This is a genomic window from Burkholderia sp. AU45274, from assembly GCF_030482505.1.
Lineage (GTDB): Bacteria > Pseudomonadota > Gammaproteobacteria > Burkholderiales > Burkholderiaceae > Burkholderia.
In genome coordinates this window covers 387689-408981 of record NZ_JAUJQE010000004.1, presented here as the reverse complement: position 1 = coordinate 408981, position 21293 = coordinate 387689, and the positions used below count along the sequence as shown (strand labels likewise).

Here is a 21293-nt window from a genome sequence, read left to right as displayed (position 1 = left end):
ATGCCGGGCGCGGATCGCCTAGAACACCGTTCGAACGCCGACCCGCAACACGCCCTGCCGCGCGCCCGACGATGCGGTGAACGTACCGCACACCGATGCGATCACGTCCTCGCCGCCGCTCGCCTGTTGATACACGGCACTCATGTAGACGTCGGTCTTCTTCGACAACAGGTAATCGAGCGTGATGCCGGCCTGGTTCGAATGATTGCCGGTCAGTTGCCGGTTGCCCTTCGCGTACAGGTAGTTCGCATACGCGAAGAAATCCGGCGCGAACCGGTACAGCCCGCCGATCTCGTAGGTGTCGACGTGCGCGCCCGTCAGCGTGTTGCGCGTATTCACGTACAGCGCGTCGAGCGCGAAGTCGCCGAATGTATAGCGTCCGCCCGCGCCGGCATTGCGGATGCCGAGGTGCCCGTTGTCGATTCCCTCTTCTTTCGAATACGTGTACGCCGCATCCAGCCGCAACGGCCCGTTGTCGTAGGACACGCCGAAGCTCGACAGGCTGTTGCTGCCGGTCTGCCCGGCGATGTTGCTGAAGCCATACAACGCGCCGAACCGGAACCCGCCGTAATACGCGGACGTGAACTTGATCGCGTTCGGTGTTGCGCCCCCGCCCGTCGTACGCGTGTAGTCGAAGGTGCCGAGCGCCGCGCCCAGTTTCGAGAACGGGCCGCCCGGCAGCTGGTACAGGCTGACATACGAAATCTCGTGCCCCCAGCGATGCAGCGACAGGTTGTCGAACATGTAGTCGAACTGCCTGCCAAGCGTCACGGTGCCGTACGGCGTGACGATGCCGACATAGGACTCGCGTCCGGACAGTGCGCCGCCGCGCACCGTGCCGCTGTTGATATCGGGCTGCGACGCCATGAAGACGAGCGCCTGGAACCCGCCGCCGAGATCCTCGACCGTGCGGATCCCGATCAGGTTGGGCGCCTGGATGCCGGACATCGCCTGAACCAGCGCCTTGCCGCCCGAATTGCTCACGTACGAAATGCCGTTGTCGACCAGACCGAACAGCGTGACCGAACTCTGCGCGTGCACGTGGCACGACACCATCGCCAGCGCGACGGCCATTGTCTTCATTCTCACGGATGCTGTCTCCAAACCGTCAGTGTCCGACGCACCGTTCGCATACGAGCGAACCGCACGTCGGACTGTCATTTTTATTAGTAAAACTATCTAATTGGCGCGTGCGGGATATGTGTTCCCCGCTCGATGCGCCGCCGTGGGCCGGGTTACCCGGCGTCGACTGATGGATCGCGCGCGCCGTCGCCGGCCGAACCCGTCGATGACGGGAACGACCGGCGGCGAGTCGCGCGTGTTACAGCATCACGTTGATGACCTTCTTCTCGACATAGCTATACATTTCCTCGATCCCCTCTTCCCGGTCGACGCCGCTGTTCTTGAAGCCGCCCCATGGCACGCCGAGGAAGTGCGTGTTGCTGCCGTTGACGAACACGCTGCCCGCACGGATGCGACGCGCGGTGTTGAGCGCCTGCCGGATGTCGTTGGTCCAGATCGCGGCCGAGAGCCCGTATTCCGTGTCGTTGGCCATCGCGACCACTTCGTCGACATCACGCCATCGTGCGACCGACAGAATCGGGCCGAAGACTTCCTCGCGCCACAGCCGCATCTCGGGCGTGACATCGGCATAGACGGTCGGCTCGACCCAGAAGCCTTTTTCGAAAGCGTGCCCGGGCGGGCGGCGGCCGCCCGTCATCAGCCGCGCGCCATGCGTCTGCGCCGGGTCGAGAAAGCTCATCACGTGTTCGTAGCTCTTGCGCGAATTGATCGGGCCCATGCCCGTGTCGGGCAACATCGGATCGCCGACGCGGATCGCGGCCACGCGCTCGACGACACGCGCGAGCACGTCGTCGTAAATGTCGTCGTGCACCAGCAGCCGCGAATTGGATCCGCACGACTGGCCTTGCCATGAGAAATTCATCCCGCGCACCGCGCTCTCGGCGGCCGCGTCCGGATCCGCGTCCGGAAACACGATCATCGGATTCTTGCCGCCCAGCTCGAGCGTCACGTGCTTGACGCCCACCTCCGCCGCGCTGCGCTGGATCGCCTGCCCGGTCGGCACGGACCCGATCAGCGCAAGACGCTTCACGTCCGGATGGCGCACCAACGCATCGCCGACTTCCGCGCCCGTTCCGTTGACGATGTTGAACACGCCGGCCGGCAATGTCTCGCGCGCGACCTCACCGAGCACGAGCACGGACAACGGCGACGTTTCGGGCGGCTTCACCACCACCGTGTTGCCGGTCACGAGCGCGGATGCGGTACGCGCCGCGGAGAACATCGCCGGATGATTGAACGCGGCAATCCGGCCGACGACGCCATACGGCTCGTACACGGTCATGTGCAGATGGCGGCCGGTGGCCGGGATCGTCTCGCCGTGCAGCCCGTGCACGAGCCCCGCGTAATAGCGCAGGCTGCGCACCGTCTCGTGCATGCTCGCAAGCGTCGGCACGTAGGTGTTGCCTGAATCGAGCACCTCGATGCGTGACAACGCCTCCGCGCGTTCGAGCAAGCGCTCGCCAAACCCGCGCAACAGTTCGCCGCGCTCCTCGCCGGTGCGTTCGGCCCACGCGGGCCACGCGCGCTGGGCCGCATCCACGGCCCGCGCGACGTCCTTGCGCGAGCCGGCTGGCGCGCGGCCGATCACTTCCTCGGTAGCCGGGTTGATCGACGCCGCCCACTCGCCGGTCTCGCTTTCCACCAGTTCGCCGTCGATCAGCAAACGGCCGGTTATCCACTGCTCGTCCATACTCGTCTCCTCGATGATTCGATCGCCGGTCAACGCGCGCCCGTGTGTTGCTCGTGCTGCACGCGCCGCTTCCACAGCGCCCACGGGCGCTCGACCTGCGTTTCGATGTTCGCGCACGCGGTTGCGGCTTCCTGCTCGCTCAGATAAACCACGTCACCCAGTTGCAGCGCCTCGATCTGCATCCGCGCGTTCACTTCCGCGTAGACCGCGCGATACACGGCCTGCTTGAGCGTCGGCGCGACCACGGTCGAACCGTGACCGCGCATCAGTACGAACGCCGCACTGCCGAGCCGCTGCGCCAGCGCCGCGCCGAGCGCGTTGTCGCGCACGAGCAGGTCCGTCGCATCGCCGGCGGTATCGCGAATCTCGAACACCGGCGTACCCGCGCCGAGAAATCCGCTCATGTGGCACACCGGCCGCAGCGGCGTGCGTTGCGTCACGCTGAACGGCAGCACGGTCGGCGAATGGCTGTGGACGATCGCCTGCACGTCCGGACGCGCTTTATAGATCTCGCCGTGGATGAAACGCTCCAGATAGACGGCGCGCCCGCCGGCATTGACCGGCACGCCGTCCAGCGTGAATTCGACGATGTCGTCGATGCCGACGGTGCCCGGCGCCATGTTGCGCGCCAGCAGGAAGCGCTGCGGATCCTTGTCGTGACGGACGCTGACGTGACCGAAGGCATCGACGATGCCCTGGTCGAACAGGATGCGGTTCGCGCAGACGAGATCCTCGACGAGCGCGGGATCCGGCGCATCGGCGGGACGCCCGGCATCGTCCGCATACGCGGCTGCGCCGCCGGATTGAAGATGAAGAGTACACATGGGTCGGCCTGTTTTCGGGTTGACTGGCAGTGCGCACGCCCGCTTCGCGTCGCGAGGCGGACCGTCAAGCACCCGGCCAGCTTAGGACCGCGCCGACCATAGGTCTATTAGCTATTGATCGCCAAACAGATAGCCCGATGACTATGAATTCGGGACGCCCGCTGCCGCGCCCGGCGACGCGGAATCGACGATGAACTGCACGAGTTCGGCCTGGAACGCCGAGAAGCGCTTGTCGTCGCGATGCACGAGATAGATCGGCACCTTCATCGACAGCTCCGGGCGATCGAGCACGACCAGCTCGCCGCGCTCGACCTCCGCACGCACCGCCGACGCGAACATGAAGCTCACGCCGAGGTTCTCGCGCACCACGTGTTTCATCGCCTCCGGATGCCCGAGTTCCATCACGACCTTGCGCTGTTCGAGGCCGCGCTCGCGCAGCAGCGCCTCTTCGAGCTCGCGGCGCGGCTGGTTGCGCGGCGTGCTCACGAACGGCACGCGGCGCAGGTCGAGATCGCCGGCCGGCTGCGCGGCCCACGGGCTCGACGCGCCGCACACGAGCAGCAGTTCGTCCTCCCACACGGGAATGGTCGCCAACCCTTCGAGATCCTGATTGGCCGCGATCAGGATGACCGCGAAATCGCAACCGCCGACACGGGTCGCATCGACGGCCGCCTGCGGCGTCAGGATCTGCACGGTCACGAGCCCGTCGGGCTGCCGCCGGTGGAACTCGGCGAACAGCGGCGGCAACGCGTACGAGCCGATCGACATCGACGTCGCCACCACCGCGGTGCCCATTTCGCCCTGTTCGAGACCGGCGAGTTCGCGCTCGACCTCGCGAGTGCGCGTGATCACCTCGGTCGCCCAGCGATAGATGCGCTCGCCGGCTTCCGTGAGTGCGATGTTGCGGCCGGCGCGCTTCACGAGCGCGTAGCCGAGCCGCTTCTCCATGCTGCGCACGTGCGCAGTCACGACCGGCTGCGCGATGCACAGGCGGTCGGCCGCGCGCGTGACGCTGCCGAGCTCGACCACCGTGCAGAACACCTCGAGCTTCTGAAAAGTGAGATACGAATCGAATCCGCGCACAGTCCCCTCGCCCATAGCCATCCGGGTATCGGATGGCACCGTAATACGTATTGGAAGATATGTTTCAGGTTACGCACAATCGAATGAACCCACAACCGAGAGGCCTGCGTTCAGGCCCACCTGGAGACATCATGGTTCGTTCGACGGCTGTTCCGGCCGGTCGCCGCGCCCCGCGTTCGCGGGTCGCGCCGGCCTGCCCTGCCGCCCGGCACCGCGAGGTGCGTCGATGAAAACCGATACGTACGACTACGTGATCGTCGGCGCCGGCTCGGCCGGTTGCGCACTCGCCTACCGGCTCGGCGAGGACCCGAACGTCCGCATCCTCGTGATCGAGGCCGGCGAGCAGGATCGCTCGCCGTACATCAAGGTGCCGCTGACGTGGGGCCAGATCCTGAAGAACCGGCTGTTCGACTGGGGCTATTTCACCGAGCCGGAAGCCGGCATGGACGGCCGCCGGATCGAATGCGCGCGCGGCAAGGTAGTGGGCGGCTCGTCGTCGATCAACGGCATGGCCTACGCACGCGGCGCGCGGGAAGACTACGAAGGCTGGGCCGACGAATTCGGCCTGACCGACTGGTCCTACGACGCGGTGCTGCCGTACTTCAAGCGCTCCGAATCGTGGGAGCGCGGCGAATCGGCGCTGCGCGGCGGCCGCGGCCCGCTCACCGTGATCCGGCTCGACTATCGCGACCCGTTGGTGGGTGGCTTCCTCGACGCGACACGTGCCTGCGGCTATCCCGAGAACGACGACTACAACGGCGCATCCGTCGAAGGCTTCGGGCCGATGCAGGCCACGATCCGCAACGGCCTGCGCTGCAGCGCCGCGGTCGCCTACCTGCGCCCGGCGCTCGCGCGCGGCAACGTCACGCTGGTGACGGGCGCCCTCGCGAAGCGCATCGTGCTCGATACCGACCGGGGCGCGCCGCGCGCCATCGCGATCGAGTATCGCCGGGGCGAATCCGACTACCGCGCCGATGCGCGCCGCGAAGTCATCCTCTGCGGCGGCGTGATCAATTCGCCGCAACTGCTGATGCTCTCCGGCATCGGCGCGGCCGACAGCCTGCGCACGCACGGCATCGCGTCGACGGTCGAATTGCCCGGCGTGGGCACGAACCTTCACGATCACATCGTGTTCGACCTGCGCTGGAGCCGCAAGGAACCCGGCCCGCTGCACCGGATGATGCGTGCCGATCGCATCGCGTTCGACGTCGTGCGCACGTTTGCCGGCGGCAACGGCTTCTCGAGCACGATCCCCGCCGCCGCGCTTGGCCTGGTCAGGAGCCAGCCTCACCTGCCGCTGCCGGACGTGCAGCTGATCCTCGCGGCCGGCGCGATGAACGCCGCGCCGTATTTCGAGCCGTTCAAGCATGCGTATGCCGATTCGTTCGCGATCAAGGGCATTTTCCTCACGCCCGAAAGTCGCGGACGCGTGTCGCTGAAGTCGGCCGATCCGGCCGAGCATGCGCGGATCGAACAAAACTTCCTCGCCACCGAGAATGATCGCATCGCTGCGCGGGAGATGTTCCGGCGCATGCGGGAAATCGGCGCGCAGGCCGGACTGCGCCCGTTCATCGACGCAGAGATCGCACCGGGCCCGCAAGTCCAGAGCGATGCAGATGTCGACGCGTTCATTCGTCGCATCGCGATCACCCTTCATCACCCGGTCGGCACGTGCCGCATGGGCCGCGACGACGATCCGGCGGCCGTGGTGGATACGCAGATGCGCGTGCGCGGCGTGGCCGGCTTGCGGGTGGTCGACGGCTCCGCGATCCCGCGCATCATCCGCGGGCCGACCAACGCGCTGATCATGATGATGGCCGAACGCGCGGCGGATTTCATGACCGGGAATGCCGTGCCGGTGCCGCAGGCGCAGGCACGCGCCACGGCACGGATATAGACAGTCGCGCGCGGGGCAGCGCACCACGCCCCGCTTCGATTCATTCCAATTCATTCAGGAGACACCGATGACCCATTCCTGCGGGCATGCGCATTGCCATGCGCACATCACGAATGCCGAACCGCATGCTTTTTCCCTCGCGCTCGGCAACGTCGAAATCATCCGGCTGTACGACACGACGCTGCTCGGCGAAACCGCGCAGAGCTGGCTGCCGGACTTCGACCGCGCACGCGTGGCGGAACACGAGCACTGGCTCGCGCCGACACACTACGATCCCGAAAGCGGCCGCATCCCGATGCCCGTGCACAGCTGGATCGTGCGGACCGGCCGGCATACGGTGCTGATCGACAGTTGTATCGGCAACCACAAGGAGCGGCCGGGGCTGCCGGAAATGCACCGGCTGTCGACGCGCTATCTCGACCGGATGCGCGCACTCGGCATCCAGCCCGAGGAGATCGACTACGTGATGTGCAGCCACCTTCACGCCGATCACGTCGGCTGGAACACGCAGCTCGTCAATGGTGTGTGGGTGCCGACCTTCCCGAACGCGCGCTACGTGATCTCGCAGGTCGAGCACGATCACCTGGTCCGCGCGATCCGGGGCGAAGGCCCCGCCGGCCCCGCGTGGTTCAGCCCGATGTACAACGACAGCGTGCTGCCCGTGATCGAGGCCGGCCAGGCCACGATGTTCGACGACACCTACGAGCTCGACGACACGTTCCTGATCCGCCACGCGCCGGGCCATTCTCCGGGTCACGTGCGCATCGAGCTGACGTCGCAAGGCTCGCGCGGCGTGTTCAGCGGCGACATGCTGCACTCGCCGATCCAGATCCCGTTCTGGCAATGGAGCAGCAAGGTCTGCGACGATCGCACGCTCGCCGCGAAGAGCCGCTTCGAGCTGCTCGCGCATTGCGTCGAGCACGGCGCACTGCTGCTGCCCGGTCATTTCGAGGCACCGCACGCGGGGCATATCGTCGATACGGCCGGCACGTTCGGCATCGAGTTCCTGCGCTGACGCACGCATGGCCGCCACGGCGGCCATGCCGCGCGAACCGGTGGGCTCATCCGGCGAAGCCGCCGGATGCGAGAAAGCGCGCCTCGTCGCGCGTCGTCTCGCGGCCGAGCAGCCCGTTGCGATGCGGGAAGCGGCCGAAGCGCGCGACGATCTCCCGGTGCCCGATCGCATGCGACAGCCACGGCTGGCCGAGCCTGCCGTTCAGTTCGACGGAAATCCGCTGGTCGTCGAGGTCTTCGGAATGGGCGAACGGCAAACAGAAGAACAGGCGCAGCGGCCGCTCGACCTGCGCCATCTGATCGTGCTCGTACGCGTGCATCGCGAACTGCCGTGCGAGCGCGTCGGTCGCATACATGCGCGCGGTGCCGCGAAACGCATTGCGCGGAAACTGGTCGGTGAGCAACAGCAGCGCGAGCGTCCCGTATGGCGTCGACAACCAGCCGTCCAGCTCGCGCCTTGCAGCGGCCAGGTGCGTATCGAGAAAGCGCTCGCGAAAGCGGCGATCGAAATCGGGATGTTTTGCGAACCATTGCGCGGGCCCGGCATCGATCCAGAACGTGATGACGGCCTGCGCCGGCGGCGCGGCAAACAATGGCATATCGATCTTCATGGCGAAGAGATGAACGACGGGTGAATGGAAGCGGCACGTCGACGACGGCCGTGCCCGCACCCGGCCCGTCGTCCTCCTGCCATTCAGGTGCGTTGGAACAGCAGCGTGGCAGCCACCGCAACCACGGCCGGCACGCCGAATACGATCGCGAGGATCGGCAGCTCCTCGCGTACGCCGTAGCCGGCCCGATGCACGCCAACCCACAGGTTGGCCAGCGAGACAACGAGCCAGACCGGCACGAACGCCTGGGCGGCAAACGCCAGCGATGCCGCGTGCGTGCCCCACAATTGCCCGAACAACAGGAACACGGTCAGCAACAGCACGCCGGCGACGATCGTCCAAAGTGTATGCATCGTGCCCCCGGTTACGCGAAGACGCCGAGCATCTTGCCGATGTCCTTTCCCGCATACGGCGGGAACACGTCGAGCACCGCGTCGGGATTGCCGATCAGCATCGCTTTGGTATTGCTCAACGCGTCGAAGCCGGCCTTGCCGTAGTACTTCCCCATCCCGCTGTTGCCGACGCCGCCGAACGGCAAACTGTCGATCCAGCAATGCAGGTTGGTCTGGTTCACGCATCCGCCGCCGAACGACAGGCTGTTGAGCACGCAGTCGATGCTCGCCTGCCGCTTGCTGAACACGTAGCACGCGAGCGGCTTCGGCTTGCGCTTCATGATGCCGACGATCTCGCGCAGTTCGCGGTACGGCAGCACGGGCAGCACCGGGCCGAACACTTCCTGTTGCATCGCCGGATCGTCCCAGGTCGACGGGTACAGCACGGTCGGCTCGACATAGCGTGCCGCGATGTCGTGGCGGCCGCCGTGCACGACCTTGTCGGCGACGATGTAAGACGCGACGCGTTCGGCATCGTGTTCGCTGATCATTCGCGCGAAATCGGGGCTTTGTTGCGGATCGTCGCCGTACATCGCGGTGATCGACGCCTTGAGCTTCGCGATGAAGGCCTCGGCCACCGATTCATGCACGTACACATAGCCGGGCGCGATGCACCATTGTCCCGAGATCGCGTTGTGCCCCCACGCGACACGGTCGGCCGCGATGTCGAGATTCGCGGTTTCGTCGACGATGCATGGGTTCTGCCCGCCGAGTTCCAGCAAGACCGGTGTCAAATGCTCGGCGGCGGCGCGCATCACGACCTTGCCGACCGCCGAGCTGCCGGTGAAGAAGATGAAGTCGAACGGCAACTCCAGCAATGCGCCGATTTCCTGGCGACCGCCCGTGACGACGGCGACGTCCTCCGGTGAGAAGTACTGCGGCACGAGCCGGCTCAGCAGCGCGGCCGTCGCGGGCGTGGTGTTCGCCGGCTTCAGCACCACCGTATTGCCGGCTGCCAATGCCGCGATCGCCGGATCCAGCAGCAACAGAATCGGCGCGTTGAACGGGCCGATCACGAGCGTCACGCCGTACGGCTCCTTGTAGATCATGCCGGCGTTGCCGGCCGCCTCCAGCGCCGGCGGAATCGCCACTGTCTGCGGCGCCATCAGTTCGTGCAGATGCTCGCGGTAGTAGCGGATGACACCGGTCGGCACGGAGATTTCGAACAGTTGCTCGAACGGCGGCTTGCCGAAATCCTCGTACAGCGCCGCGCACAGCGCGTCCTGGTGATCGTGCAGCATCCGCTCCATCCGGTCGAGCTGCGCGATGCGCCATGCAAGGGTTTTCGTGACGTCCGAGTCGAAACGCGCACGTTGCGCGTCGAGCACGGACTGGTAGGGGTTCGACATGGTCGCGTTCTCCTTGGGGAAGCCGCCGGCCGGAGCGGCAACGGGCGGCATGCGGACGGCTCAGGCCTGCCCGATGTCGAGCCGGGTAATCCGGCCATCGGCGTCGACCCGGAACTTGAAGTACGTACGGAACGTGCCCCAGCGATCCGAATGAAACCGGCCGTGGATCTCGAGCCCGTCGTTGTCGACGCGATCGATCGTCGTGAAGCGCTCGGTCCCGATCGCGTCCCGGTTGAATGCGTGCAGGTCTCGTGGCCGGCCGTCGTCGTACAGCGTCGCATCGGGCGCGAACAGCGCGGCCCATGCCGCGCCATCGCCTTGCTGGAGCGCGTCGATCGCGCGCCGCACGACCGGATGGTGGAGTATGTCGGTGTTCACGATGCCGATCCTCGATGAAAGACGGCCGCCCGTCGTCCTGCCCCGACGCGTGACGGGCAGGCAACGCGTGCCGGGCAAAACACGGGCAGCCGAGGTGTGTTACTTGGTCGTATAGCCGCCGTTGATCAGGATCGTCTGGCCGGTGATCCACCAGCCGTCGCTGACCAGGTGACGAATGAACGGCACGACGTCCTCGATGTCGGTCAGCCCCGTCTTCGAATACTTCGACAGCGCGGCGGCCGTCTTGTGATACGCGACCGCGTCCGTCCCCTCCTCCGGATAGAAGAACGGCGTGTCCATCGGGCCGGGCCCCACTGCCGTCACCGAAATGCCGCGCTCACCGAACTCCTTCGCCGCCGCGCGCGTGTAGTGCTCGACGGGCGCCTTCGTACCCGCATACGCGGCGTAATAAGGCGTGAATGCGCCGAGCAGCGCCGTAACCAGCGAGACGATCTTGCCGTTGTCGTTCACGTGCCGCCCCGCTTCGCGCAGGAAAAAGAACGCCGACTTCGCGTTCACCGCGCTCATCTGGTCGTATTCCGCTTCGCTGATTTCGGTGAACGGCTTTTTCAGCACCTTGCCGACCGTGTTGATCGCGATGTCCGGGCGGCCGACCGCCGCAACCGCATCGGCGAACAGCTTCTCGACGGCCGCCGCGCTCGTCAGGTCCGCCTGGAATGCGACCGCCTCGGCGCCGGCCGCCTTGATCGCCGCGACCGTCGTCTCCGCGTCCGCCTTCGAGCCTGCGCTGTTGTAGTGAATCGCGACGGCCTTCGCGCCATGCGCGGCCAGATCGCGTGCGATCAGGCCACCCAGGTTCTTCGCGCCGCCGGCGATCAGTACGGTCTTGCCCTTGATTTCATGATTTGCCATTTCGCTCTCCTGATTCATTTCCTGTTCGATCCACGTCCGGGATGACGTTCCGGATCAGTGGCCACGCGCCGGCTGCGGCCGGCCGCCCGGCGCGTCACGCATTCGCTTTCGGCTGCAGCAGGTCGGACAGGCCGACGCGATGCAGCATCTCCGCACGCACGCGGTCGAGCACCGCGAAGCCGACAGCCGCGCCGTCCTGCGTCGGATCGATGTGCACGCGGAACGGACGCTTGCCGAACGGCATGCCCACGATGTCGACGATCGCACGTGCCACCTCGCTTGCATCGGCGTCGGCCGGCACGATGTCCGCAAACGCCTTCAGCACCTGCTCGCCGAAGCCCGCATACGGCCCCGCATCGTATTCGGCCGCACGCGACGCGTCGGCCGGCGCGCCCGCATGCGCGAAATGGTTGGTGCCGCCGGTAAATGCGCCCGGCACGACGATCGACGTCTCGATGCCCCAGCGCGACAGCTCGCGCGCATACTGCACCGCGATCGCATCCATTGCGGCCTTCGCCGCGAAATACGGCGCCAGGTACGGCGGCGTGCCGCCCGCCGAGCTGCTGCTGGAGACCCAGAGCAGCAGGCCTCGGGCGCTTTTCCGCATATGCGGCAACACCGCGCGGTTCACGCGCTGCGTGCTCAGCACGTTCACGTCGTACAGGTGCGCATACTGCTCCGGCGTAAACGCTTCGGCGGGACCGAACACCATGTGCCCCGCGTTGTGCACCAGCACGTCGATGCGGCCGGCCTCGGCGATCACGCTGGCGACGCCGGCGTCGACGGAATCCTGCGACTGCACGTCGATCTCGACGGTGCGCAGATCGATGCCCTGCGCTTTCGACTGCGCGGCCATCTGCGCGACGACCGGCGCATTGCGTCCGGCCGTATCGCGCATCGACGCGAACACGGTGTGGCCGGCCGCCGCCAGCGCTTCGGCCGTCAGGCGGCCGAAGCCGCTCGACGCACCGGTAATGAGAATGGTTTTGCCCATGACGATGCTCCTTGATTGACGACTGCGATCCTTCGATACGAACCGTGCGGACTCAAACCATCCCGCCGTTGCTGCGCAGCACCTGCCCGTTGATCCAGCCGCCGTCCGGACCAACGAGGAACGCGACCGCGTTCGCGATATCGGCCGGTGTACCGAGACGCTCCAGCGGATTCATCTTCGACAGGCGCTCGATCAGCTCCGCCGACTTGCCGTTCAGGAACAGGTCGGTCGCGGTCGGCCCCGGCGCGACGGCGTTGACGGTGATCGAGCGACCGCGCAGCTCCTTGGACAGGATGCCCGTCATCGCTTCGACCGCTGCCTTGGTGGCCGTATAGACGCCGTACGTCTCGGGCCTCAGTCCGACCACGCTGCTCGACAGGTTGACGATGCGCCCGCCGTTGCGCAGCCGGCGCGCCGCCGCGCGCAGCGTGTTGAACGTCCCCTTCAGGTTGATGGCGATCTGCGTGTCGAACAGCGCGTCGTCGCTATCGACCAGTGGCGCCAGCTTCATGATTCCGGCGTTGTTCACCAGCACGTCGACGCCGCCGAACTTCGCTTCGGCCACATCGAACAGCCGCGCCACGGCAGCCGGATCGCTGACGTCCGCCTGGACCGCGACCGCCCGCCCTCGCCCGCGAGATCGCTCGCCAGTTCCTCGGCCTCGCTCGCCTTGCCTGCGTAATTGATGACGACGGCCAGCCCGTCGTCCACCAGGCGCCGCGCGATTGCCGCGCCGATACCTCGCGATGCGCCGGTCACGATCGCCACGCTTGTTCGATTGTTCATGTCTGCTTCTCCACGGTTTCGCGTCCAGCGCATCCGGACGCATGCCTGGCCCGCGCGATATCGATCGCGACGAGGGCCGATTCACGACGATTCCTTCCCGTTACTTAGCACACCGATACTATTGATCCGGACCTTACCCGAACGAACCGGATACCCGCTCAGTCGCGCTGAGTCGATCGCGACACGGTTTCCCATGCACGGATATCACGCTCGATCGATTCGGCTCGGCCGAGCATCGTTCCCACCGCATCGGCACCAAGCGCGAGATGGACCGGCGGCTTCTCCGCCTTGAGGATATCGACGATCGCTTGTGCGCCCTTTTCCGGCACATTGGGCTGCTTGCCTTGCAGTTGGCCGATGAATCCGCGGAACTGGCCGGCCGGCGTGTCCGCGTAGTCGTCGATCCGGTTCGACGTATACGCCAGCGAACGTCCGGCGAACTGGGTTTCGAAAATGCCGATCGTCAGCACCGTCACATGAATGCCGAGCGGTGCGAGCTCGCCGGCCAACGCCTCGCCGAGCACGCCGGTCGCGGCCTTGGCCGCGGCGTACACGCCCAGCCCCGGGTAGCCCGCGAACCCGGCGATCGACGAGAACTGCACGATGTGCCCCGAGCGCTGGCGGCGCATGGTGGGCAAGACCGCATGGATCAGGCGCAACCCGCCGAAAAAATTCACGTCGAAGATCTGCTGCGCATCGGCTTCGGTCGTCTCCTCGACCGCGCCGACCGTGCCGACGCCAGCATTGTTGGCGAGCACGTCGATCCGGCCGAACTGCTCGATCACACGCTGCACGCCCGCCGCTACCGTGTCGGGCTGCGTGATGTCCATCAGGACACCGAGCGCACGCCCGGGCGCAAGCCGTTCGAATTCGGCGACCTGCTCCGCTCCGCGTACGGTGCCCGCGACCCGCGCGCCTTCTGCGAGCAGCCGTTGCGCCAGTTCGCGACCGAGACCGGACGAGACGCCAGTGATCAATACGACCTTGTCTGCCATCGATGCTGTGTTCATTCGAAAACTCCGGATCACTGAAAATATTGGGATGGATCGAGTGTAGTCGAGCCGATGGCGCGAATGAACGGGGCGCGTCGAGATGCACTATCCACGATTGACTAACAATCGGTTCAACCATATTAGCGTTCCGACCGTGCCGGTTCTTTCAAGAATGCGTACCGGAAAAATGAAAATCCGGAAGCCGGCCGAGCGGACACATCGACGTTGCCGCGCGGTGTTTCATCAGACAACACGGGCCTTCCGCGTGCAGCCGCCCGTTTGACAATTCTTGACGCACGGTGCGCCGGCAAGGTGCAATAGTGGGCACGCACGCCGGTTGCGTGCGTCCCGTCACACCGCCGCCGGCATCGAGTCGCGCCGGCATCCGTTCGGAGTGGAAACCAGCATGAGCGACCCGCTTCGCAGGACGCACCGGTTTCACAGCGACGACCCCGACGAAGTGTCCGATTTCATCGGCACGATCTATGCCGACAACCAGTTCACGGCGCAGCACGCGGTTCGTCGGAATGTCAGCATGACGGGACATGAATGGAACGGCATCGGCGTCTACGACGTCGACTACCTGATGCCTTTTCACTTCCGCTCGAACGATGCGCGTCCGAACTACCTGTTCCTGTCCTGCCGTCGTGGCCACGCTCGTTACGAAAGCAACGGTGACGATGCGGCCTGCACGACGGGTGACGTCATGCCGATTTCGTCGACTGGCCACTCGTTCTGCACGACGGGGGGCGACGGATTCGGCCATCTGTCGGTCATCATCGATGCGGACCGGGTCAACCGCTTTCTCGCACAATGGATTGGCCGGCCGGGGCTCGAGCCGGTCGAGTTCGGGCTGACACCGGTCTCGCCCGAGCTGCGGATGCAATGGAATGCCGCGGCCGGTTGCCTGCGCCGGATGATCAGGATGTCGCCCATTCCCGGCGTCGCCGTCGACGCGTTGCTCGAACACATGCTGAAGATCATGGTGGCCGGCCACGCGAACAACCACGGCGCGCTGTTCGACCGCGACCATTGCACGCCCGAACACCAGACTCGCATGGCAATCCACATGCTCGAGGACGCGCCGCTGCGGTGGAAAACGCTCGGCGCGATCGCGCACGTGCTCGGCTGCGCGACCGAGGCGCTGGAGCACGGCATCCGCCGCCTGACAGGCCGGTCATCGACCGAGCTGCGCAACGAAGCGCGCTTTCGCCACGTGAACCGCGCGCTCGCGCGAGGCGACGGGCCGGATTTCGATGCGACGTTGCATGCGCATGGATTCTCGATCACGGCGCGCTTCATTCGGGAGTACTACCGTCGCTTCGGCGAACCGCCCGGCGCCACCTACCGGCGAAACCCGCACGCCGCCGATCAGCCGTTGACAGCCGACGCCGCCAGCGCGCCGCTGTGCGCACAGACGATCAACCGGTTCATCGATGCGTCGCTGGAAAGCCGTATCGACACGGCCGACCTCTGCCGACTGGTTGGCATGAGCGAGCGCGCGACGATCGACGCATTCAGGATGCAGTTTTCCCGCACGCCGGCGCAATACATCATCGAGCGGCGGCTGGAACGCGCACGCCTGCTGCTCGAACATACGTCGGACAGCATCCTGTCGATCGCACTGGACTGCGGATTCGGCACGCAAAGCTACCTGTCGACCGCGATTCGGCGGCACTTCGGCGTAACGCCGCGGGAATTGAGGATGCGGGCGGCATCCGCCGGCCGCAGCAGGACGGACGACGGTCAATACGATCCGGAGGACTAGGCGAAACCCGGAGCACCGGCATCGCAGCGTGCCGGATATCGAATGAACGTGTCTGCCGTCTACCTGTCGTAAATATCGCCGCGGATACGCGCGTTGCGCATCCGCGGCGCTTTTTCAGGAGGCTCGCCCGTCACACATGCACCGCGTGCCCAAGCGCACGCAGCGCGGCCTCCTGCAGCGCTTCGCCGAGCGTCGGGTGCGCATGGATCGTGCCGCCGATATCCTCCAGCCGCGCGCCCATCTCCAGCGACTGCGAGAACGCGGCAGCCAGCTCCGACACGCCGCGCCCGACCGCCTGCCAACCGACGATCAGGTGGTTGTCGCGCCGCGCGACGACACGCACGAAGCCGTCGGTCGCCTGCAGCGTCATCGCGCGCCCGTTCGCCGCGAACGGGAACGACGCGCTCACGCAGTCGACATCGGCCGCCCGCGCGTCGTCCGGCGACCAGCCGGCCGTGACGATCTCCGGATCGGTGAAGCACACGGCCGGGATCGATGCGGGCACGAACTTGCGGCGCTTGCCGGCGATCAGCTCGGCCACCATCTCGCCCTGCGCCATCGCGCGATGCGCGAGCATCGGCTCGCCGGCGACGTCGCCGATCGCCCAGACGTTGCGCATCGACGTCCGGCACTCGTCGTCGATCCACAGCGCGCGGCCGTTGCGATCGAGCGGCAGCGACTCGAGCCCGAAGCCGTCGACACGCGGCCGGCGGCCCACCGCCACCAGCACGCGGTCGGCCTGCAACGTCTGCTCCGCGCCATCGGCGGCCTGCACACGCACCGCGCCGTGCTCCGCGAGCCCGAGCACCTTGTGGCCGAGCAACAGCCGCACGCCCAGCCGCGCGAGCGAATCGGCAACCGGCCGCGCGAGTTCGGCATCGTACGCGGGCAGCACGCGCTCCGCCGCTTCGACCACGCTCACGTCGACGCCGAGCTTGCGATAGACGATCCCGAGTTCGAGCCCGATATACCCGGCCCCGACGACGACCAGCCGCTTCGGCAACGTCTCGGGCGACAGCGCCTCGGTGGACGACACGACATGCCCGCCGAACGGCATCGACGGCAGCGCGACCGGCTCGGAGCCGGTCGCGAGCAACAGGTGCTCGCAGCTGATGCGCGTCGTATGGCCGCCGCCGACGACGTCGACGGTCTTGCCGTCGACCACCTGCGCATCGCCGTGCAGCACGCGCACGCCGTTCTTCTTGAGCAGCGCGCCGACCCCGCGCGTCAGCCGGTCGACGATACCGTCCTTCCAGGCGACGCTTTTCGCGATGTCGATCTCGGGCGTGCGCACGCGGATCCCGAGCGCCCCCTCGCCCGCGTGGCCGCGGGCCTGTTCGAATGCATCGGCCACGTGGATCAGCGCCTTCGACGGAATGCAGCCGATGTTCAGGCACGTGCCGCCGAGCCGGTCGCGCTCGACGAGCACGGTCGGAATGCCGAGCTGGCCGGCGCGAATCGCGGCGACGTAGCCGCCCGGGCCACCGCCGATCACGAGCAGCGTGGTGTGTTCGTTCTTCATTGCGTGATCACTCCACGAACAGCAGTGCCGGGCGCTCGAGCACCGCGCGCACGGCCTGGATGAATTCGGCCGCATCCGCGCCATCGACGACGCGATGGTCGAACGACGACGACAGGTTCATCATCTTGCGCGCGACGACCGCGCCGTCGCGGATCATCGGCCGCTCGACGATGCGGTTCACGCCGACGATGCCCACTTCAGGATGATTGATGACCGGTGTCGACACGATGCCGCCGAGCGCGCCGAGGCTCGAGATCGTGATCGTCGAGCCGCTCAGCTCGTCGCGCTGCGCGCGGTTCGCGCGCACTGCGTCGGCAAGCCGCGCGATCTCGGCGGAAATCGACCACACGTCGCGCGCTTCCGCATGACGCAGCACGGGCACCGTGAGGCCGCCGTCCGTCTGCGTCGCGACGCCCATGTGCACCGCGCCGTAGCGTGTGACGACACCTGCTTCGTCGTCGAAACGCGCGTTGATCTGCGGGAAGTCGCGTAATGCGATCACCATCGCGCGGATCAGCAGCGGCAGCGGCGTGAGCTTGCCGCGCGTGTCGCCGTGGCGGCGATTCAGTTCCGTGCGCAACGATTCGAGCTCGGTGACGTCGATCTCCTCGACGTAGCTGAAGTGCGGAATGCGGCGCTTCGCTTCCTGCATCTTGCGTGCGATCGCGCGCCGCAGGCCGATCACCGGCACGTCGGTTTCATCGTTGCGTTCCGCGTAGCCATGCGCGTGCGAACCGCGCGCCGCACCGCTGCCGGTGCCCGCATACGCATCGAGGTCCGCGTGCAGGATCCGCCCTGCTTCACCGGTGCCGCGCACATAGCGCAGCTCGATGCCCATGTCCCATGCGCGCTGGCGCACGGCCGGCGACGCGAGCGGCCGTTCGCTCGGCGCGAGCGCCGCGCGCGGCGGCTCCGCTTTCTCCGCGTGCTCGGCATGCTTCGCACGACGCGGCTCCGCCGGTGCGTGCTTCGCCGCCGGCTTGGCGGACGATTCGGCCGGCGCCTCGACCACCGACTTCGACGGCGCCGAAGCGACCGGTGCGGTTGCTACCTTTGATTCCCGCACCGGTGCGCCGGCCTTCAGGTTGCCGTCGCCTTCGACCTCGAGGCGGATCAGCTCGCTGCCGACCGCCATCATCTCGCCGATCCGGCCGCCGAGCTCGATCACCTTGCCCGTCACCGGCGACGGAATCTCGACCGCCGCCTTGTCGGTCATCACATCGGCGAGCGGCTGGTCTTCCTTGATCGTCTGCCCGACTTCCACGTGCCAGGCCACCAGCTCGACCTCGGCAATCCCTTCGCCGATATCCGGCATCTTGATGACATGAATCCCCATCTCACGCCTCCATCACGCGTCGCAACGCTTCACCGACCCGGGCCGGGCCCGGAAAGTACGCCCACTCCTGCGCATGCGGATACGGCGTATCCCAGCCCGTCGTGCGCTCGACCGGCGCCTCGAGGTGGTAGAAGCAATGTTCCTGGACCAGCGACACCAGTTCCGCGCCGTAGCCGCAGGTGCGCGTCGCCTCGTGCACCACGACGCAGCGCCCGGTCTTGCGCACCGACGCGACGATCGTGTCGAGATCGAGCGGCCACAGCGTGCGCAGGTCGATCACCTCCGCGTCGATGCCCGTCTCCTCGGCCGCGGCGAGCGACACGTGCACCGTCGTGCCGTAGGTCAGCACCGTCACGTCGTTGCCGGGGCGCACCACGGCGGCCGTATCGAGCGGCACCGTGTAGTAGCCTTCGGGCACCGCGCTGGCCGGATGCTTGAGCCACGACGTGACCGGCCGGTCGTGATGGCCGTCGAACGGCCCGTTGTACAGCCGTTTCGGTTCGAGGAAGATCACCGGATCGTCGTTCTCGATCGAGGCGATCAGCAGCCCCTTCGCGTCGTACGGATTCGACGGCATCACCGTGCGCAGCCCGCACACCTGCGTGAACATCGCCTCCGGGCTCTGGCTGTGCGTCTGGCCGCCGTAGATGCCGCCGCCGCAGGGCATGCGGATCGTCATCGGCGCGATGAACTGGCCCGCCGAGCGATAGCGCAGCCGCGCGCCTTCCGACACGATCTGGTCGGACGCCGGGTAGAAGTAATCGGCGAACTGAATCTCGCACACCGGGCGCAGCCCGTATGCGCCCATCCCCACCGCCGCGCCGACGATCCCGCTTTCGGAGATCGGTGCGTCGAACACGCGCGACTTGCCGTATTTGTTCTGCAGTCCTTCGGTGCACCGGAACACGCCGCCGAAATAACCGACGTCCTGCCCGAACACGACCACGTCGCTGTCGCGCCCGAGCATCACGTCCATCGCCGAGCGCAGCGCCTGGATCATCGTCATCGGCTGCGTTGCCGTGCCTGTCTCGTGTTGCGCCATGATCACGCTCCCAGTTCCTGGCGCTGACGGCGCAGGTGCGCGGGCAGCTCCTTGTACACGTCGTCGAACATCGACGCCGGCGACGGAATCCGGTCGTCGGCCAGCGTGCCGAATTTCTCCGCTTCCTTCTGCGCGGCGATCACCTCGGCCTCGAGCTCGGCCGTCAACGCTTCGTGCGCGCTGTCGGACCAGATGCCCTTGACGATCAGGTGGCGCTTGAAGCGTTCGATCGGATCGCCGAGCGGGAAATGGGACCAGTCGTCGCTCGGCCGGTACTTGGTCGGATCGTCCGACGTCGAGTGCGCACCCGCGCGGTAGGTCACCCACTCGATCAGCGTCGGGCCGAGATTGCGGCGCGCGCGTTCGGCCGCCCAGCTCGATGCCGCGTAGATCGCGAGGAAGTCGTTGCCGTCGACGCGCAGCGACGCGATCCCGCAGCCGACGCCGCGCCCGGCGAAGGTCGTGCCTTCGCCGCCCGCAATCGCCTGGAACGTCGAGATCGCCCACTGGTTGTTGACGACGTTCAGCACGACCGGCGCGCGGTACACGTGCGCGAACGTGAGCGCGGTATGGAAGTCGGATTCGGCCGTCGCGCCGTCACCGATCCACGCGGACGCGATCTTCGTGTCGCCCTTGATCGCCGACGCCATCGCCCAGCCGACCGCCTGGATGAACTGCGTCGCGAGGTTGCCGGAGATGGAGAAGAAGCCCGCTTCGCGGTCCGAGTACATCACGGGGAGCTGGCGGCCTTTGAGCGGGTCGCCTTCGTTCGACATCAGCTGGCAGATCATCCGTTCGAGCGGGACGTCGCGCGTGATCAGGATGCTTTGCTGCCGGTAGGTCGGGAAGCACATGTCGCCGTCGCGCAGCGCCATCGTGTGCGCGGTGCCGATCGCCTCTTCGCCGAGGCTCAACATGTAGAAGGAGATTTTCTTCTGACGCTGCGCGATCATCATGCGCGCGTCGAAAATGCGGGTCTTGAGCATCGCGCGCAGGCCGGCGATCAGCCGCGCATCGTCGAGATCCGGTGCCCACGGGCCGACGGCCTTGCCGCTGTCGTCGAGCACGCGCACGAGGCTGCGGGCGAGATCGGCGGTGTCCGCCGCGGCAACGTCGATCGGCGGGCGGCGAACGGCGCCGGCCGGCGATAGATGCAAATAGGAAAAGTCCGTCTTGCAGCCCGGGCGCCCAGTGGGCTCCGGCACATGCAGACGCAATGGCTCTGACAGGCTCATCGTGTCGTCTCCACGCTCGATTGTGTCTCACGCTGATTGGGAACGCGCGGCCGGTTGCCGGCCTGCGCGCGGGCTGGCGTGCGGATAGGCACGTCAACCTTGGAAATCTATGCCTTGCGGCGGCGGACGTCGATGCCCAAGCCGCTCGATTGCGGTGAGCAGATTTGCCATGTCGGGTGCGGGAGGGCCGCCAGGCGGGCATGGGCCGGTGGTCTGGCGTCGCCGTGCCGGCGCAAAGCAGGGCCTGACGGGAAATCGCGGATGTCGCTACGACCGACGCCGGGCGAGGACCGGATGCGCCGGACAACATCGCCACGCCGCGCCCGATCGGGCGGCAGTCGATGTCAGCGGAACGGCGATCGCGGACGAACGCCGCCGATCGGTGTGGCCAATTCGATCACTGCGCGAATGCGAAGCGCGGCGA

At 66.7% G+C, this 21293-nt stretch carries 18 protein-coding genes and 1 pseudogene; 3 read left to right on the top strand and 16 right to left on the bottom strand.

What is annotated here, in order from left to right; all coding sequences use genetic code 11:
• Window positions 1-18: 18 nt before the first annotated feature.
• From QZM35_RS17745 to QZM35_RS17730, 4 genes are all read right to left on the bottom strand, one after another.
• Window positions 19-1083: a porin gene (locus QZM35_RS17745; RefSeq protein WP_256976647.1), complete on the bottom strand. Its 1065-nt coding sequence runs from the start codon at window positions 1081-1083 to the stop codon at window positions 19-21.
• Window positions 1084-1321: 238 nt separating this feature from the next.
• On the bottom strand, window positions 1322-2773 hold the full coding sequence (locus QZM35_RS17740) for an aldehyde dehydrogenase family protein (RefSeq protein WP_069353680.1): 1452 nt from the start codon (window positions 2771-2773) through the stop codon (window positions 1322-1324).
• A 29-nt stretch (window positions 2774-2802) separates the two neighbouring features.
• A complete protein-coding gene (locus QZM35_RS17735) occupies window positions 2803-3597 on the bottom strand; it encodes a class II aldolase/adducin family protein (RefSeq protein WP_089430853.1) in 795 nt (264 codons plus the stop codon).
• A gap of 141 nt (window positions 3598-3738) precedes the next feature.
• Window positions 3739-4695: a LysR family transcriptional regulator gene (locus QZM35_RS17730; protein WP_241025879.1), complete on the bottom strand. Its 957-nt coding sequence runs from the start codon at window positions 4693-4695 to the stop codon at window positions 3739-3741.
• Between the two features lie 211 nt (window positions 4696-4906).
• Between QZM35_RS17730 and QZM35_RS17725 the strand changes: the two genes are divergently transcribed.
• Together QZM35_RS17725 and QZM35_RS17720 are read left to right on the top strand one after the other, a co-directional pair.
• Complete coding sequence (locus QZM35_RS17725; protein ID WP_301776524.1) at window positions 4907-6577, top strand: GMC family oxidoreductase; 1671 nt, start codon at window positions 4907-4909, stop codon at window positions 6575-6577.
• A 67-nt stretch (window positions 6578-6644) separates the two neighbouring features.
• Window positions 6645-7592, top strand: a complete 948-nt coding sequence (locus QZM35_RS17720) for an MBL fold metallo-hydrolase (RefSeq protein WP_089430852.1) — start codon at window positions 6645-6647, stop codon at window positions 7590-7592.
• A gap of 46 nt (window positions 7593-7638) precedes the next feature.
• Here QZM35_RS17720 and QZM35_RS17715 read toward each other — a convergent pair whose 3' ends face one another.
• From QZM35_RS17715 to QZM35_RS17680, 8 genes and pseudogenes are all read right to left on the bottom strand, one after another.
• On the bottom strand, window positions 7639-8202 hold the full coding sequence (locus tag QZM35_RS17715; RefSeq protein WP_089430851.1) for a DUF924 family protein: 564 nt from the start codon (window positions 8200-8202) through the stop codon (window positions 7639-7641).
• Between the two features lie 83 nt (window positions 8203-8285).
• Window positions 8286-8555, bottom strand: coding sequence for a hypothetical protein (locus QZM35_RS17710; RefSeq protein WP_089430850.1), 270 nt, complete (start codon window positions 8553-8555; stop codon window positions 8286-8288).
• Window positions 8556-8566: 11 nt separating this feature from the next.
• Window positions 8567-9943: an aldehyde dehydrogenase family protein gene (locus QZM35_RS17705; RefSeq protein WP_089472483.1), complete on the bottom strand. Its 1377-nt coding sequence runs from the start codon at window positions 9941-9943 to the stop codon at window positions 8567-8569.
• Window positions 9944-10003: 60 nt separating this feature from the next.
• Window positions 10004-10321: a nuclear transport factor 2 family protein gene (locus QZM35_RS17700; RefSeq protein ID WP_069353673.1), complete on the bottom strand. Its 318-nt coding sequence runs from the start codon at window positions 10319-10321 to the stop codon at window positions 10004-10006.
• Between the two features lie 99 nt (window positions 10322-10420).
• Window positions 10421-11194 (bottom strand): SDR family oxidoreductase, encoded by a 774-nt coding sequence (locus QZM35_RS17695; protein ID WP_301776523.1) that lies wholly within the window; start codon window positions 11192-11194, stop codon window positions 10421-10423.
• Between the two features lie 94 nt (window positions 11195-11288).
• On the bottom strand, window positions 11289-12188 hold the full coding sequence (locus tag QZM35_RS17690; RefSeq protein WP_069353672.1) for an SDR family oxidoreductase: 900 nt from the start codon (window positions 12186-12188) through the stop codon (window positions 11289-11291).
• A gap of 52 nt (window positions 12189-12240) precedes the next feature.
• Window positions 12241-12974, bottom strand: a pseudogene (locus QZM35_RS17685) (SDR family oxidoreductase).
• Between the two features lie 158 nt (window positions 12975-13132).
• Window positions 13133-13984, bottom strand: coding sequence for an oxidoreductase (locus QZM35_RS17680; protein WP_174975752.1), 852 nt, complete (start codon window positions 13982-13984; stop codon window positions 13133-13135).
• A 388-nt stretch (window positions 13985-14372) separates the two neighbouring features.
• On the opposite strand from QZM35_RS17680, the gene QZM35_RS17675 reads away from it, so the two are divergent.
• Window positions 14373-15734: a helix-turn-helix domain-containing protein gene (locus tag QZM35_RS17675; RefSeq protein ID WP_089424950.1), complete on the top strand. Its 1362-nt coding sequence runs from the start codon at window positions 14373-14375 to the stop codon at window positions 15732-15734.
• A 130-nt stretch (window positions 15735-15864) separates the two neighbouring features.
• Here QZM35_RS17675 and lpdA read toward each other — a convergent pair whose 3' ends face one another.
• The 4 genes from lpdA to QZM35_RS17655 are packed head-to-tail and all read right to left on the bottom strand — an operon-like array spanning window position 15865 to window position 20869.
• Window positions 15865-17256 carry a dihydrolipoyl dehydrogenase gene (gene lpdA, locus QZM35_RS17670; RefSeq protein WP_089424949.1) on the bottom strand — a complete coding sequence of 464 codons (1392 nt, stop codon included), beginning with the start codon at window positions 17254-17256 and terminating at the stop codon, window positions 15865-15867.
• Window positions 17257-17263: 7 nt separating this feature from the next.
• A complete protein-coding gene (locus QZM35_RS17665) occupies window positions 17264-18592 on the bottom strand; it encodes a dihydrolipoamide acetyltransferase family protein (RefSeq protein WP_301776522.1) in 1329 nt (442 codons plus the stop codon).
• Between the two features lies 1 nt (window position 18593).
• Entirely contained in the window at window positions 18594-19634 is a 1041-nt protein-coding gene (locus QZM35_RS17660; RefSeq protein WP_034197866.1) for an alpha-ketoacid dehydrogenase subunit beta, read from the bottom strand.
• Between the two features lie 2 nt (window positions 19635-19636).
• Complete coding sequence (locus QZM35_RS17655) at window positions 19637-20869, bottom strand: 3-methyl-2-oxobutanoate dehydrogenase (2-methylpropanoyl-transferring) subunit alpha (RefSeq protein WP_089455926.1); 1233 nt, start codon at window positions 20867-20869, stop codon at window positions 19637-19639.
• Window positions 20870-21293 lie beyond the last annotated feature (424 nt).

Coding starts and splice junctions, on each gene's coding strand:
- QZM35_RS17730 (WP_241025879.1), bottom strand. CDS start 4,695: ATGGGCGAGGGGACTGTGCGCGGATTCGATTCGTATCTCACTTTTCAG.
- QZM35_RS17695 (WP_301776523.1), bottom strand. CDS start 11,194: ATGGCAAATCATGAAATCAAGGGCAAGACCGTACTGATCGCCGGCGGC.
- QZM35_RS17735 (WP_089430853.1), bottom strand. CDS start 3,597: ATGTGTACTCTTCATCTTCAATCCGGCGGCGCAGCCGCGTATGCGGAC.
- QZM35_RS17745 (WP_256976647.1), bottom strand. CDS start 1,083: ATGAAGACAATGGCCGTCGCGCTGGCGATGGTGTCGTGCCACGTGCAC.
- QZM35_RS17655 (WP_089455926.1), bottom strand. CDS start 20,869: ATGAGCCTGTCAGAGCCATTGCGTCTGCATGTGCCGGAGCCCACTGGG.
- QZM35_RS17660 (WP_034197866.1), bottom strand. CDS start 19,634: ATGGCGCAACACGAGACAGGCACGGCAACGCAGCCGATGACGATGATC.
- QZM35_RS17725 (WP_301776524.1), top strand. CDS start 4,907: ATGAAAACCGATACGTACGACTACGTGATCGTCGGCGCCGGCTCGGCC.
- QZM35_RS17740 (WP_069353680.1), bottom strand. CDS start 2,773: ATGGACGAGCAGTGGATAACCGGCCGTTTGCTGATCGACGGCGAACTG.
- QZM35_RS17715 (WP_089430851.1), bottom strand. CDS start 8,202: ATGAAGATCGATATGCCATTGTTTGCCGCGCCGCCGGCGCAGGCCGTC.
- QZM35_RS17675 (WP_089424950.1), top strand. CDS start 14,373: ATGAGCGACCCGCTTCGCAGGACGCACCGGTTTCACAGCGACGACCCC.
- QZM35_RS17680 (WP_174975752.1), bottom strand. CDS start 13,984: ATGAACACAGCATCGATGGCAGACAAGGTCGTATTGATCACTGGCGTC.
- QZM35_RS17665 (WP_301776522.1), bottom strand. CDS start 18,592: ATGGGGATTCATGTCATCAAGATGCCGGATATCGGCGAAGGGATTGCC.
- QZM35_RS17690 (WP_069353672.1), bottom strand. CDS start 12,188: ATGGGCAAAACCATTCTCATTACCGGTGCGTCGAGCGGCTTCGGCCGC.
- QZM35_RS17705 (WP_089472483.1), bottom strand. CDS start 9,943: ATGTCGAACCCCTACCAGTCCGTGCTCGACGCGCAACGTGCGCGTTTC.
- QZM35_RS17720 (WP_089430852.1), top strand. CDS start 6,645: ATGACCCATTCCTGCGGGCATGCGCATTGCCATGCGCACATCACGAAT.
- lpdA (WP_089424949.1), bottom strand. CDS start 17,256: ATGAAGAACGAACACACCACGCTGCTCGTGATCGGCGGTGGCCCGGGC.
- QZM35_RS17710 (WP_089430850.1), bottom strand. CDS start 8,555: ATGCATACACTTTGGACGATCGTCGCCGGCGTGCTGTTGCTGACCGTG.